Below are 13,365 nucleotides of genomic sequence, written 5' to 3'. Positions count from 1 at the left end.
CCCCTCACTTCATGGCATCAAAGATGGGTTTGAGGGTCGACGCCCAGTTCTCGGGGTTGATGTCCCCCACGTGGCGATAACGGATGATCCCCTTGCTGTCGATAAAGAAGGTCTCCGGCGCGCCATATACCCCGAGATCCAGCCCCAGCATGCCGTCCGGATCATAGAGGTTGACCTTATAGGGGTTGCCCAGCTCCGCCAGCCATTTGATCGCCTTGTCGCGCTCATCCTTGTAGTTCATGCCGATGATGGGAATGCCCTGCCCCGCCAGCTGTTTGAGGTAGGTGTGCTCGCCATAGCAGGTGGGACACCAGGTAGCCCAGACGTTGAGCAACATGGGCCGGCCGGTCAGGATGGTGCGATCGTGCTGTTTGTTCAGATCGTAAATGTCCTGCAGGGTAAACACCGGTACCTCCTTGCCCACCATCACAGATTCGAGCTTGGTGGGATCGGAGTAGAGCCCCTTGAACAGGAACACAGCCCCCAGCAAAAAGACGATAAAGGGAATTAAAAACAACCAGACCTTTTTGTTCATGCCTTGGCTTCCTCCTCACGACGGCCGAAACGGTAACGCTTGTCGAGCATCGCCAGCACGCCACCGATAGCCATAAAGACGCCGCCGAACCAGATCCAGCGCACGAAAGGCTTGTAGTAGATCCTCAATGCCCAGGCATTGTTGTCTAGCTGCTCGCCAAGGGCCGCATAAAGATCTCGCGTGAAACCGGCATCGATGGCCGCTTCGGTCATCGGCATCCGGGTCACTGTGTACATCCGCTTCTCGGGCTTGAGCAGGGCGACCTGCTTGCCATTTTTGTGCACTTCCAGCACGCCCTTGAAGCCATCGTAGTTGGGGCCGTTCTTCTCTTTGATCCCGGCAAAAACGAACTCGTAATCGGCAAAGTGCACCCGATCACCCGCCTGCATCCGCAGATCCTTCTCGATGCTGTAGTTCTGGGTGCAGGCGATACCTATGATGCTGACTGCCAGCCCCACATGGCCAAGGATCATAGCCCAGTGACTGTTGCCAAGCTTGCGCACACCGACCGCAAAGCTGTGCTTGTGGGTCGCGCGCACCCAGGTCTCCTGCGCGCTGGTGACGATGATCCAGGCGCCCAGACCAATCCCTACCGCCGCCCACGGCTTGAAGGTTTCGGCAAAGATCAGCGGCAACAGCAGGGCTGCTGCCAGGCTCAGCACCAGCGCAAGAATCACCTTGCCCTTGAGCTCGCCAAGCTCCTGGCGGCGCCAGCGAAACAGCGGACCAACCCCCAGCAGCAGGGCAAACGGAATGATCAGCCAACTGTAGATATGGTTGAAGAAGGGAGTACCGATAGAGATGCTCCCCAGCCCCAGCTCCTTGTGCACCAGCGGCAGCAAGGTGCCGAGCAGCACAGTCAGCAGGCCAGCCACCAGCATGATGTTGTTGCAAAGCAGCAGGGTTTCGCGACTCCACAGCTCATGCTTGCCGTGGCTTTTCACCTGCGAACCTTTAAAGGCAAACAGCAGCAAGGATGAACCGATCACCGCCAGCAGGAAGCCGAGAATAAACAGGCCGCGGGTCGGGTCGGAGGCAAACGCATGCACCGACACCAGCACGCCGGAGCGCACCAGGAAGGTACCGAGCAGGCTCAGCGAGAAGGCCGAAAGGGCCAGCAGCACGGTCCACGCCTTGAAGGTGGCGCGCTTCTCGCTCACCGCCAGCGAATGCAGCAGAGCGGTACCCGCCAACCAGGGCATGAAGGAGGCATTTTCTACCGGATCCCAGAACCACCAGCCGCCCCAACCGAGCTCGTAGTAGGCCCACCAGGAGCCGAGCACTATGCCGAGGGTCAGGAATACCCAGGCCGCCATGGTCCAGGGGCGCGACCAGCGGGCCCAGGTTGCATCAAGACGACCGGTCATCAATGAGGCTATGGCGAAGGCAAATGCCACCGAGAATCCTACATAACCCATGTAGAGCATCGGCGGATGGAAGATCAGACCCGGATCCTGCAGCAGCGGATTGAGGTCACGGCCATCGACCGGAAAATAGGGCAAGGTGCGGGTGAAGGGATCAGAGGTGAACAGCACGAACGCGGTGAAACCGACCGAGATCAGCCCCAACACGCCGAGCACCCGCGCCACCGCATCGAGCGGCAGACGGCGGCTGAACATGGCTACCGCCGCAGTCCAGCCACCCAGGGTCAGTACCCACAGCAGCAGGGAACCTTCGTGGGCCCCCCACACCGCCGAGATACGATAGGCGAGCGGCAGCAGGCTGTTGGAGTTAGTGGCCACATACTGCACGGTAAAGTCGTTATCGATAAAGGCCCAGGTCAGGCAGAGAAACGACAGCAGCAGCAACAAAAACTGGGCATAGGCGAGCGGACGAGCCGCCGACATCATGCCAAGACGCCCCCGACTTGCGCCAAGCAGCGGATAGCTACCCAGCAACAGGGAGGTGGCAAAGGCCAGGATCAGCGCAAACTGTCCTAATTCCGGGATCATGGCTTATTCCCCTTCAACTGCGCATCGGTGTATTCCGGTTTGAAGTGCATGCCACTGGTGGCATCGGCCACTTCTGGCGGCATGTAGTTTTCATCGTGTTTGGCCAGTACCTCGAACGCTTCGACCGTGGTGGCATCCTTGAGAGTTCCTTGCGCCACAATCCCCTGCCCCTCGCGGAACAGATCCGGCAGGATGCCATCAAATTGCACCATCACCTGATGACCACCATTGTCGATCAGGTTGAAGCTAACCTTGAGGCTGTTCGGATCGCGCTTGACAGTGCCGGGGACCACCAGACCACCAATGCGCAGGCGCTGCCCCTCTTCCGGTTTGATCTTGTCCGGCCCCTTCCCTTCCACCAGCTCGCTCGGGGTATAGAAGAGGTCGATATTCTGACTGAGGGCGTAAAGCACTAGGCCGCTCACGGTGGCGAGGCCCAGGGTGATGGCCAGAATGATGGTGAGGCGTTTTTTGCGTCTCGGGTTCATAGGGTGTTCTCCATCTGCCGGGCCGCCTTGCGACGGCTCTCGCGTGCCTGCTTGCTGCGTAACTCATTAAACAGACGACGGGTTTTCATGCGGGTAGAAATGATGATACCGACCAGACAGAGCAGGGTCAGACCGAAGGAGAGCCAGACGTAGAAGGCGTAACCGCCCATCGCCAAAAAGTCACTGAATGAGGCAAAGTGCATGCTTACTTCTCCTGTTCGGCAATCTCTTGAACCCAGGGACGATGCCACTCCCGCATCAAGAGCTCGTTTCGAAAACGCATCAGGGTAAGGGCCCCGAGAAAGGCAACAAACGCCAGGATCATGATGAGCAGTGGCCAAAGCATCTCGGGAGAGATGGAGGGTTTGTCAAACTTGGTGATAGTGGCCCCCTGGTGCAAGGTGTTCCACCACTCCACCGAGTAGTGAATGATGGGGAGGTTGATCACCCCCACCAGTGCCAGAATGCCGGCAGCACGGCCAGCAACCACCTTGTCACTGAAGGCGTTGTAGAGGGCAATCACGCCGAGATAGAGAAACAGCAGGATCAGCTCAGAGGTGAGCCGTGCATCCCACACCCACCAGGTTCCCCACATGGGCTTGCCCCAGGCGGCACCGGTAAACAGTGCAATAAAAGTGAACACAGCGCCGACAGGTGCGATAGCCGCCACCGTCATGTCCGCCATCCGCAGTTGCCATACCAGCCCGATAAAGGCGGCAACTGCCATGGTGGAGTAGGCCCCCATCGAAAGAATGGCGGAAGGAACATGGATATAGATGATCCGGAAGGAGTCACCCTGCTGATAATCGGCGGGTGCAAAAGCCAGTCCCCAGACAGTGCCGATGATGAACGATAGCAGACTTATCACAGCAAACCAGGGCAACAGGGTCCCAGCCAGCCGATAGGCCCGTTCGGGTTTAGCGTAAGGATGCAACCATTTCCACATAACTCACAAACCTTTTTGTTATTAATTGTTTGGCGAGGCCTAACATACTGACCTCGGGATAACATCAAATACCTCGAAAGCAATAAGCGGCAATCCGCTTGATCCATCGCAACTTTATTTCTGGAAAAGAATGCTCCATGCGAAACCATGTTGCGTTCTACCAATAGATCATCAGTTAAGACTGACCCTCAATGCGGCCGAAACGGCCAACGGCGTCAGCGTCAGGGCACCAACCAGCATGGCGGCCAGAATGGCAAGCTGTCCGCCATAGGGCAAGCCCATCCCCGCCGCATCAATTGCAGAGGTGGCAAAAATCAGTACCGGAATATAGAGCGGCAGGATAAGCAGACTGAGCAGCACTCCGCCCTTGCGCAACCCGACCGTCAGGGCAACCCCGACTGCACCGAGCAGGCTCAGCACCGGTGTGCCGAGTGCCAGAGTGGCGACTACCGCCAGATAACTGTTCATATCCAGCGATAGCAAAATTGCCAGCAAGGGCGAAATCAGCAGCAACGGCAATCCAGTCAGTAACCAGTGAGCAATCACTTTGGCCAGCGCCAGCAACCCGAGTGAATGGGGCATCAACATGATCTGCTCCAACGAACCGTCGCCAAAGTCGTCGCGAAACAGTCGCTCCAGCGACAGCATGGCCGCCAGCAAGGCTGCCACCCAGATGATGCCGGGAGCAATGCGAGCCAACAACTTGGGCTCAGGGCCGATACCGAGTGGGAACAGGGTGATGACAATAAGGAAAAACCAGAGCGGGTTAAGAATATCTGCACGCTGGCGCAGGGCCATCAATAACTCGCGGTGGATCAAATACATGACGGCACGCAACATCGAAACTACTCCTGCAGCAAGGGCGTAAGCGAGAGTGTTTTCAGTCGACCCTGCATCAGCGTCATATCCTGATGAGTGGTGAGGATCACCATCCCCCCCCGCTCGGCATGAGCCAGAAACAACCTCTCCAGCACCTTGACCCCCTGCTTATCAATGGCGGTAAAAGGCTCATCCAGGATCCAGAGAGCCGGTTTGTCACTGAGCCAGAGCCTGGCCAGAGCCACCCGACGCTGTTGACCTGCCGAGAGCTGTCCGGTCGGGTTCTCTTCAAAACCGGCCAACCCAACCTGGGCAAGCACCTGCCACAAATCCACTGTCTGCCCGGATACATGATGCAGCTTCTGATAAAAGGCGAGATTTTCGAGCGGAGTCAAGGCAGCTTTGACCCCGGGCTGATGACCGAGATAGAGCAGATTGGCATGGTACTCATCACGGCAATGGCGAATATTTTCACCATTCCAGCACACTTCACCGGAAAACGGCTGAGACAGGCCAGTCAGCAGACGCAGCAGGCTGGTCTTGCCAACCCCGTTGGGACCTTCAATTTGCACCAGATCACCGGGAACTACCGCAAAGGAGAGATGTTCAAACAGAGTGCGATCTTCACGCACGCAGCTCAGATTGTTAACTTGAAGCAGCATGGAGATTTTTTCAGAGAAAATGAAGCGGCTTGCATCTTAACACAGTATTGGAATACGTCTTTTCCAAGATGCCCTTCATCCACTGTTTTTGTGGAGAAGATCGCGCACAAGGAAAAATAGGCGTGGAAAATGATGACAATCAAAGGCATCCAAATAGATCAAACTGGAAACCTCATAACAAACCAGTATTAGCAAATAACTATTCTTCTCGATCACTGTACATGGCGCTCCATGAAAGAGCGCCATACATGCAACAGAAAAAATTCAGGAAGGCAAGTTGCCTTCCTGAATCATCAAGAGCGGCCTTTTCGCAACGATATCAAGAGCTCGGCTTCTGCCTTTGGCAACTCGCACTCACTCATGACCTCATCAAGGTCGGCGCCCAGTTCGACCATCTTGGCCGCTCGACTGTAAAGCCGTCGCTCGGGATCCTGCATGGTCAATTCTTGCTGGCGTTCATTGACCTGCTGCATCGCCCCTTCTACCGACTGTAACCGCTGTCCCATGCCGATGGCGCCGGTATGAAGCTCCATCATCTGCTTGCGCAAGCTTTCCAACTGACCTTGCAGCGTTGCCACACTAGCCTCGGACTCCTGCTTGCTACGCTTGCTCTTGAACCAGATATAAGAGGCAAACGCCAAGGCAATCAGGGACAACCCCAAGGCAACCATCTCGATTATCAAAACATCACCTTACTTATCAGAGGGAACCGATATCTTCCCACTCTTCATCGGAGAGCAGCTTGTTCAAGTCAACCAGGATCAGCAGTTGCCCATCACGGTTGCTGACCCCCTGAATGAACTTGGCGCTCTCTTCGGTACCTACAGCTGGAGCAGCATCGATTTCGGAAGATTTCAGATATACCACTTCTGCCACGCTGTCGACCATGATGCCAATCACCTGCTTCTCGGCTTCGATGATCACAATCCGGGAATTTTCGCTCACATCGCCGGAAGGCAGACCGAAACGGGAACGGGTATCGATGACAGTCACCACATTGCCACGCAGGTTGATGATCCCCAGTACGTACTCAGGCGCACCCGGCACCGGTGCAATTTCGGTGTAGCGCAACACCTCCTGAACCTGCATCACATTGATGCCGTAGGTTTCGTTTTCCAGCTGGAAGGTTACCCATTGCAGCACTTCATCTTCGGCCAGATTCTGTGCGATATTGCGCTTTTCTGTCATGTTTTTATTCCTTTTATGAAAACGTCTACTGCTAAAACTAGCAATAAAACAGCTCGATTGCAGAAGTTATCAGCGACCTTCTATGTTAACCCCACGCTCCAGCAACAAGAGCAGTTCACGAACGTGTAACAGGGCACACATTTTTTCTTTGACCATGCCCGCCAACCAAGGGCGCTTGCCCTCCTGATGGCGCCATTTAACCTGGTCACGGTGTAACAATTCAGTCCCTTTGAGATGGTGGCAGGCTAATCCCCACGGCGATTCACCAAGCATAATCAGATACTTGTAATCATCCATCTCGAGATGCTGACCCGGCATGACCCACTGGGCGGTATCGACCACATTCATCTTCTGCTCGCGAGAGGTCATGATCCCCTTGTACCAGCCCGGCTGGCCAAACAGGGAGGTGATCTCGCCCAACTGGTGAATACCACCAAGCTCGGTCAACGGCACCGCAAACGTCACGCCCGCGACTTCAAAAAAGAGGGCCTGAAACTCTTTACCGGTATCGATATTCTCCCAAGTGACAGGTTCAGTGGCTTCTACCGGAGCAACCTCCAGCGCAGTTTCAGTCAAGATGGTGGTGTGGGGCTCTGCAACTTCGGGCAGCAGCACCTCCTCAGGCCATTCAGGCTCTACCGGCAACAATGACTCCTCGGCCACAATCTCCAATGGGGCCGTCAGTGTCACCTCCTGGGTGAAGGCATCATTTTCAAACTGAACTTGTCCCACCTGAGCCAACAGTTCGCCAAGCTGGGCAAGGCGTGGATCACTTTCCAAATAAGGTGCAGCAACCACCTCGGGGACGCTTTGGGGCTGACGTTGCAACTGTAAAACAGGGGCGGATTGAACCTCTTCCACCTCATCCAGCACCAGCGGCTCATCGAGCAGCAGGGAGTGGAAATAGTCATCCATCGCCCGTACTTGAATGGTATCTCTCATGCCGTCACCTCATGAACCCGTTGCCGCTCAAGGGCATCAAGATGGTTGAGCAGCGTCTCATAGGCATAGGTTCCACGACTCCCGGGAGAATAGATAGACGGGGGGATATGCAGCAAGCTGGCATCCCGAAACTTGGTATCAATAGGGATCACCGCATTCCACACTGAATCTCCATATTGATCCTTGATCGACTTCAAGGTCATCAGAGAGGCACGGGTGCGCTTGTCGAACATAGTCGGGATCACGGTATAACGGAATTTGTCACGCTTGGAACGCTGCATGATCTCGAATGTCTTCATCATCCGCTCCAATCCTTTGAGAGCGAGAAACTCGGTCTGAACCGGCACAAGAATACGATCGCAGGCAGCCAGCGCATTGACCATCATCACCCCAAGCACAGGCGGGCAGTCGATCAGCACATAATCATATTGATCCTGAATGCGCAGCAGCGCCCGCTTCAGCACCAGCCCCATTCCCTCACGATTTCCCATTACCCGATCAAGAGTCGCCAGGGTAATAGATGCGGGTAGTAAATTGATATTCTCGAACTTGGTCTTGAGCGTCAGTTTATTGACAAGCTCGGCTGTCGGTTTGACAGCTTGAAACAACTCATAGAGGGTTCCATCCAGACGATCTGAATCAAAATCAAGATATGCAGTCAGCGAGGCGTGAGGATCGGTGTCAATCAACAGCACTCGCTGACCACGCTGGGCCAGGATCCCGGCAAGCGAGACCACTGTGGTGGTTTTACCCACACCACCTTTCTGGTTGGCAACCGTCCAAACAATCACTGTATCAATCCTGCCTTGTTGTTATACGTATGCCGCCACCGGGCAAAGAGATAACCTTTATCTCTCCAGCATCCACCGCCTGCTGCACCACAGGAACCGGTTCGGCAACCACCGGGGGCTTTACCGCCACAGGAGCTGGCGGCACCCAGGCGAATTTGGAAATTGCGACCACAACCTTGCGATTTTGCAGCCGGCCTTGCTCAGTGCTGTTATCGGCAAAAGGGGAAAACTCGCCATATGCCTCAAAGGCCAGACGCTGGGGTGCGATGCCATCAGCAATCAAGCCATTGAGCACCGCTTCGGCCCTCGCAGCAGAAAGCGCCCAATTAGAACGATAAATTTCATTATTTATCTGTTGGTTATCTGTATATCCTCGGACCCTTATATAGTTATCGACCGGTTTGAGAATACTTGAAAGAGTATTGATTACCGGTGCAGCATTCGGTCCCATAAAGGCGCTGCCACTGCCAAACAGCAGACCTGAACTGAGTTCCACAGTCAGCCAGTTCTCGTCTTGCGTCATTTTGACTATCCCGGCATCCACCAGTGACCCCATGCTCTCTTGCAACTGCATATCAAGTTTGGCAAGTGTCGTGCCATCTTGCAGCACAGGGACACCAGAAATGGGGGCAAGTGAAGGAGAGGGGGACGTTGCGCTTTCCAGCAACGAGGGGGAGGCAGAAACAGCATTCTCCAACAGTGAATTGCCCTGCCCCTCCAGCAGACCATCACTGCGAGACTGCATGACACTGAACGCCTGACTCATGCCATCTATCACCGCACGATATTTGTCCTTGTTCACCAGCGCAACAGAGTAGAGCACCACAAACAGAGCAAATATCAGCGTCATGTAATCGGCATAGGAGACCAGCCAACGGTCAAGGTGTTCACGCCCCTGCAAGTGCAAACGATAGCGCTTGCGCATGGCTACTCTCCTTTCAAATAGGCCCTGAGCCGACGTTCAACCTGTAAACCATTCTCACCATGGGCAATGGCTAACAGCCCTTCCAGGGTCATCTCCTGAAACAGTGCATAGTGATAGTGAAACGCTCGCAACCGGTTGGCTATCGGTAGATAGATCAGGTTGGCAAACCCGACACCATAGATGGTTGCCACAAATGCCACTGCGATGCCAGCCCCCAGAGCAGATGGCTCTTCAAGATGAAACATGGCCTGGATAAGGCCCAAGACAGCGCCGATAATCCCGATAGTCGGACTATATCCCCCCATGGCTTCGAACACCCGGGCCGCATGTTCATTACGCTCCTGCTCGATATCGATATCGGCTTCGAGCAACATGCGAATATCCTCCGTGGAGACACCATCGACAATCATGTTCAACCCTTGGCGGGTAAAATGGTCCTCCTCCTGCTCAGCCTGATTTTCGAGGGCCAGCAGCCCCTGCTGGCGTGCAAAGGCAGCCCAGGATTGTAGCCGTTCAGCCTGGGCAGAGAGATCCTGCCGTGGCGGATTGAAAATCCATAGACACTGGCGCAATGCCAGCAAAACAAACTTGGCAGGGGTCTGCAATGTAACGGCACCAACTGTACCGCCAAGAACAATGAGAAAAGCAGGCCCGTCCAACAACGTCAACAGGGAGCCACCATGCCACAGCTGGGCAATAGCAATAGCCCCCAGTGCGAGGAGCAGACCGAGCAAGCCCATGATTAGCGCCCCAACTCAACCAGAATACGCTGGGCCACCTTGTCCAGAGGAAGTGATTCACTGGCAATACCTGCCTTTGCAACCGCTTGAGGCATGCCATATACCACGCAGGAAGCCTCATCCTGAGCCCAGATTGTAGAGCCCTGCTCTTTCAGCAGTCTGGCACCATCACGGCCATCAGCCCCCATACCGGTTAGCACAATCGCCAATACCTTGTCGGCATAGGTCTTGGCAGCAGAGGCAAAGGTAATGTCCACGCAAGGCTTGTAATTTACCTTGTCGTTGCCATCAACGATGCGAATACGGGCGCCTGCACCACGACCCTCCAACAGCATCTGCTTGCCACCGGGGGCCAGGTAGGCATGGCCCGGTTTGAGGACGTCTCCATCCTCGGCCTCCTTGACACCTATCTGGCATAACCCGTTTAGACGGGCAGCAAAAGCTGCGGTGAAGGTGGCAGGCATATGCTGGATAAGCAATATTGGGTGAGGAAAATCCCCTGGCAACTTGGTCAGCACATTTTGCAAGGCTACCGGGCCGCCGGTAGAAGTCCCGATCGCCACCAATTGATAACTCTTGCCACTTCGCTTGAATGAGGCACTTGGCACAGTGCGTTGCAGGTCAGGCTGACGCTCTGAAGATCTGGGCGCAGTGCTACCCAGCGGAGCACGAGCAACCGGTTCAGGTGCTTTGGGGCGAGCAGCGGATGTCATCAGGAAGCGCTTGCGGGAGATCTCCTTCACCCGTTGTTGCAACAGTCTGACCGCTTCGTCCTTGTCTCTGGCAATGTCTTCAAATTTTTTGGGCAAGAAGTCAAGAGCACCGGCGTCCAGTGCATCCAGCGTTGCCTTGGCGCCTTCATGAGTCAGGGAGGAGAACATCAGAATGGGAGTTGGACACTTGGCCATGATCTCCCGCACTGCACTGATGCCATCCATCACGGGCATCTCGATGTCCATGGTGATCACATCAGGGCGCAGCGACATGGCCTTGTCTACGGCTTCACGCCCATTCTGAGCAGTATCTATCACCGTCAGCATGGGATCCTGATTGATTATCTCGCTCACCCGGCGGCGAAAGAAGCTCGAATCGTCGACAACTAATACCTTGACTGCCATTGTTATTTTTCTAACTCCTTGGGCCTGAGCGATTAATGTCTACGCGCATATGCTTTGAGCAGACTCGGTACATCCAGAATAAGGGCAATACCGCCATCGCTGGTAATGGTTGCACCAGCCATCCCCGGGGTGCCTTGCAGCAGATTATCGAGCGGCTTGATCACCACCTCTTCTTGACCAATCAAGCTGTCGACCACAAACCCGATTTGCTGAGTGCCAATCTGCACGATCACCACATGCCCGGTATCCTGACGTGAGCGCTTGTTGGTACCACGGATCAACCACTTGTGTAGATAAAAGAGGGGAATCGCCTTATCACGCACAATGATGGTGAGCTGACCATCGACCATATTGGCCTTCTTCAGATCCAGATGGAAAATCTCGTTCACACAACCAAGGGGAAGCGCGAAGGTCTGCTCACCCACTTCAACCATCAGGGTCGGCAGAATGGCTAGCGTCAACGGAACCTTGATTTCGAGACGGGTGCCTTTACCCCAGGTAGAATCGATGTGCACTGACCCATTGAGGCTGACAATACTGGTTTTGACCACATCCATTCCGACACCACGGCCAGAGATATCGGAGATCTCGGACTTGGTCGAAAATCCGGGGGCAAAGATCAGGTTATAGGCATCGTTATCACTCATGCGCGCGGCAGTATCTGCATCCAGCACACCGCGGCTGATCGCAATAGACTTGAGTTTTTCCGGGTCCATCCCGGCGCCATCATCCTCAATGCAAAGCAGGATATGATCGCCTTGCTGGGAGGCGCTAAGGGTGATCGTCCCTTGCCGCGGCTTGCCCGCTTTCTCTCGCACATCCGGCATTTCGACCCCGTGATCGCAGGAGTTGCGAACAAGGTGAACAAGAGGATCGGCGAGCGCCTCCACCAGGTTTTTGTCGAGGTCGGTCTCTTCCCCAACCATCACCAGCTCAATCTCTTTTTTGAGGGTTCTGGCCAGATCACGCACCACGCGCGGGAAACGACCAAATACCTTCTTGATTGGCTGCATGCGGGTTTTCATCACCGCACCTTGCAGGTCAGCCGTTACCACATCCAGATTGGCAACCGCCTTTGACATCTCTTCATCATTACTGGCAATACCCAGACTCACCAGCCGGTTACGAACCAGTACCAACTCACCTACCATGTTCATAATGACATCAAGGGTCTTGGTATCCACCCGCACCGTCGTATCGCTTTGCACTGCACTGTTTTCGGCAGGAGCTGGCGTAGCCTTGGCGGCAGGCGCTGATGCCTTGGCTGCTTCGGCAGGTTTTGCGGGGTCAGCCTGTACAGGTTTGGCTACAGGTGTTGTCGGTTTGGGCGCAGTCACCGCGGCAGGTGCGGCAGGTGCGGCAGGTGCGGCAGGTGCGGCAGGTGCGGCAGGTGCGGCAGGTGCGGCAGGTGCCATACTACTCTGAGGACCTTGGCCACGACCATGCAATTCATCAAGCAGGCGTTCAAACTCATCATCATCGATAAGCTCGTCCACCTCTTTTTGCACCGACTTCAGAGGATTCACCTCTGGCGCCCCCATGTGCTGTCCCTGACCATGGAGTTGATCCAGCAAGGCCTCAAACTCATCATCGGTTATATCGCCAGATTCGCCAGCAACAGTCGCTCCTGCCGCACTCTTGGTTGGTGTGCCCCCCACGCCATGCAGCTCATCCAGCAGACGCTCGAATTCATCAGCTGAAATCTCGTCTATGGATCCGCCCCCGTTAACAGGAGCAGGATCGCTGGCCTGGTTTATCGGTTCAACAACCTCGGGGTCGGAGACAACCTCAACAACAGGAGTGACAGCCTCCTGCTCCATGGCAATAGCGCCACTTGTCGCGGTTCGGAGTTGCTCTTCTCCTTCAGGCTTGCACAACTCGTGGAGGTCATGGAGCAAATCATCAGACGCAGGACTTGGCGCTTCACGGTTTTGTACTTGGGCGAACATGACGTTTATGGCGTCCAGCGCTTGCAGGATCACGTCCATCAGTTCGGCAGTCACGGTTCGCTTGCCATTACGCAAGATATCAAATACGTTTTCAGCGCCGTGGCATACGTCAACCAACTCCCCCAAAGACAGGAAACCGGCACCACCTTTTACGGTATGGAAACCGCGAAAGATGGCATTTAACAGATTCTTGTCATCAGGCCGCTTTTCCAAGTCGACCAGTTGCTCAGACAACTGTTCCAATATTTCGGATGCTTCGACCAGAAAGTCTTGCAGTATGTCTTCATCAACTTCGAAGGCCATGCGTCAC

The 13,365-nt window shown here is 55.0% G+C and carries 15 protein-coding genes; all 15 read right to left on the bottom strand.

The window, feature by feature from the left end; all coding sequences use genetic code 11:
- Positions 1-4 precede the first annotated feature (4 nt).
- The 15 genes from G5380_RS04090 to G5380_RS04020 all read right to left on the bottom strand — a co-directional run bounded on the left by G5380_RS04090 (position 5) and on the right by G5380_RS04020 (position 13,358).
- Positions 5-535 carry a DsbE family thiol:disulfide interchange protein gene (locus tag G5380_RS04090; RefSeq protein WP_421352399.1) on the bottom strand — a complete coding sequence of 177 codons (531 nt, stop codon included), beginning with the start codon at positions 533-535 and terminating at the stop codon, positions 5-7.
- The gene (locus G5380_RS04085) at positions 532-2,487 is read right to left on the bottom strand and encodes a heme lyase CcmF/NrfE family subunit (protein WP_421352398.1); all 1,956 of its coding nucleotides are present in this window, start codon (positions 2,485-2,487) and stop codon (positions 532-534) included. The genes G5380_RS04090 and G5380_RS04085 overlap by 4 nt, the downstream gene beginning before the upstream one ends.
- Positions 2,484-2,975 (bottom strand): cytochrome c maturation protein CcmE, encoded by a 492-nt coding sequence (gene ccmE / locus G5380_RS04080; protein WP_005344003.1) that lies wholly within the window; start codon positions 2,973-2,975, stop codon positions 2,484-2,486. Before ccmE ends, G5380_RS04085 begins: the two co-directional genes overlap by 4 nt.
- Entirely contained in the window at positions 2,972-3,178 is a 207-nt protein-coding gene (gene ccmD, locus G5380_RS04075) for a heme exporter protein CcmD (protein ID WP_216951795.1), read from the bottom strand. The genes ccmE and ccmD overlap by 4 nt, the downstream gene beginning before the upstream one ends.
- Positions 3,179-3,180: 2 nt before the next feature.
- Positions 3,181-3,921, bottom strand: a complete 741-nt coding sequence (locus G5380_RS04070) for a heme ABC transporter permease (RefSeq protein ID WP_216951796.1) — start codon at positions 3,919-3,921, stop codon at positions 3,181-3,183.
- A gap of 171 nt (positions 3,922-4,092) precedes the next feature.
- Positions 4,093-4,761, bottom strand: coding sequence for a heme exporter protein CcmB (gene ccmB, locus G5380_RS04065; protein WP_216951797.1), 669 nt, complete (start codon positions 4,759-4,761; stop codon positions 4,093-4,095).
- Positions 4,762-4,766: 5 nt separating this feature from the next.
- Positions 4,767-5,402: a cytochrome c biogenesis heme-transporting ATPase CcmA gene (gene ccmA, locus G5380_RS04060; protein WP_421352397.1), complete on the bottom strand. Its 636-nt coding sequence runs from the start codon at positions 5,400-5,402 to the stop codon at positions 4,767-4,769.
- Positions 5,403-5,695: 293 nt separating this feature from the next.
- Positions 5,696-6,073 (bottom strand): DUF2802 domain-containing protein, encoded by a 378-nt coding sequence (locus tag G5380_RS04055; RefSeq protein WP_168769852.1) that lies wholly within the window; start codon positions 6,071-6,073, stop codon positions 5,696-5,698.
- A gap of 28 nt (positions 6,074-6,101) precedes the next feature.
- Positions 6,102-6,590 (bottom strand): chemotaxis protein CheW, encoded by a 489-nt coding sequence (locus G5380_RS04050; protein ID WP_005343991.1) that lies wholly within the window; start codon positions 6,588-6,590, stop codon positions 6,102-6,104.
- 69 nt (positions 6,591-6,659) lie between these two features.
- Complete coding sequence (locus G5380_RS04045; RefSeq protein WP_216951799.1) at positions 6,660-7,532, bottom strand: chemotaxis protein CheW; 873 nt, start codon at positions 7,530-7,532, stop codon at positions 6,660-6,662.
- Positions 7,529-8,323: a ParA family protein gene (locus tag G5380_RS04040; protein WP_005334696.1), complete on the bottom strand. Its 795-nt coding sequence runs from the start codon at positions 8,321-8,323 to the stop codon at positions 7,529-7,531. Before G5380_RS04040 ends, G5380_RS04045 begins: the two co-directional genes overlap by 4 nt.
- A gap of 4 nt (positions 8,324-8,327) precedes the next feature.
- Positions 8,328-9,248 (bottom strand): flagellar motor protein MotB, encoded by a 921-nt coding sequence (locus G5380_RS04035; protein ID WP_216951800.1) that lies wholly within the window; start codon positions 9,246-9,248, stop codon positions 8,328-8,330.
- A gap of 2 nt (positions 9,249-9,250) precedes the next feature.
- Positions 9,251-9,988, bottom strand: a complete 738-nt coding sequence (locus G5380_RS04030) for a flagellar motor protein (RefSeq protein WP_227341082.1) — start codon at positions 9,986-9,988, stop codon at positions 9,251-9,253.
- Between the two features lie 2 nt (positions 9,989-9,990).
- On the bottom strand, positions 9,991-11,106 hold the full coding sequence (locus G5380_RS04025; RefSeq protein WP_227341083.1) for a protein-glutamate methylesterase/protein-glutamine glutaminase: 1,116 nt from the start codon (positions 11,104-11,106) through the stop codon (positions 9,991-9,993).
- Positions 11,107-11,138: 32 nt separating this feature from the next.
- Positions 11,139-13,358 (bottom strand): chemotaxis protein CheA, encoded by a 2,220-nt coding sequence (locus G5380_RS04020; protein WP_421311264.1) that lies wholly within the window; start codon positions 13,356-13,358, stop codon positions 11,139-11,141.
- Positions 13,359-13,365: the final 7 nt, after the last annotated feature.

The organism is Aeromonas sp. 604443, from assembly GCF_049170315.1.
Lineage (GTDB): Bacteria > Pseudomonadota > Gammaproteobacteria > Enterobacterales > Aeromonadaceae > Aeromonas > Aeromonas veronii_A.
Note: the sequence above shows the minus strand (reverse complement) of the source record. Positions and strands in the feature narration are given on the sequence as shown.

Excerpts from the sequence above, each read along its gene's own strand:
- G5380_RS04090 (WP_421352399.1), bottom strand. The coding sequence starts at position 535 with ATGAACAAAAAGGTCTGGTTGTTTTTAATTCCCTTTATCGTCTTTTTG.
- G5380_RS04085 (WP_421352398.1), bottom strand. The coding sequence starts at position 2,487 with ATGATCCCGGAATTAGGACAGTTTGCGCTGATCCTGGCCTTTGCCACC.
- ccmE (WP_005344003.1), bottom strand. The coding sequence starts at position 2,975 with ATGAACCCGAGACGCAAAAAACGCCTCACCATCATTCTGGCCATCACC.
- ccmD (WP_216951795.1), bottom strand. The coding sequence starts at position 3,178 with ATGCACTTTGCCTCATTCAGTGACTTTTTGGCGATGGGCGGTTACGCC.
- G5380_RS04070 (WP_216951796.1), bottom strand. The coding sequence starts at position 3,921 with ATGTGGAAATGGTTGCATCCTTACGCTAAACCCGAACGGGCCTATCGG.
- ccmB (WP_216951797.1), bottom strand. The coding sequence starts at position 4,761 with ATGTTGCGTGCCGTCATGTATTTGATCCACCGCGAGTTATTGATGGCC.
- ccmA (WP_421352397.1), bottom strand. The coding sequence starts at position 5,402 with ATGCTGCTTCAAGTTAACAATCTGAGCTGCGTGCGTGAAGATCGCACT.
- G5380_RS04055 (WP_168769852.1), bottom strand. The coding sequence starts at position 6,073 with ATGGTTGCCTTGGGGTTGTCCCTGATTGCCTTGGCGTTTGCCTCTTAT.
- G5380_RS04050 (WP_005343991.1), bottom strand. The coding sequence starts at position 6,590 with ATGACAGAAAAGCGCAATATCGCACAGAATCTGGCCGAAGATGAAGTG.
- G5380_RS04045 (WP_216951799.1), bottom strand. The coding sequence starts at position 7,532 with ATGAGAGATACCATTCAAGTACGGGCGATGGATGACTATTTCCACTCC.
- G5380_RS04035 (WP_216951800.1), bottom strand. The coding sequence starts at position 9,248 with ATGCGCAAGCGCTATCGTTTGCACTTGCAGGGGCGTGAACACCTTGAC.
- G5380_RS04030 (WP_227341082.1), bottom strand. The coding sequence starts at position 9,988 with ATGGGCTTGCTCGGTCTGCTCCTCGCACTGGGGGCTATTGCTATTGCC.
- G5380_RS04025 (WP_227341083.1), bottom strand. The coding sequence starts at position 11,106 with ATGGCAGTCAAGGTATTAGTTGTCGACGATTCGAGCTTCTTTCGCCGC.
- G5380_RS04020 (WP_421311264.1), bottom strand. The coding sequence starts at position 13,358 with ATGGCCTTCGAAGTTGATGAAGACATACTGCAAGACTTTCTGGTCGAA.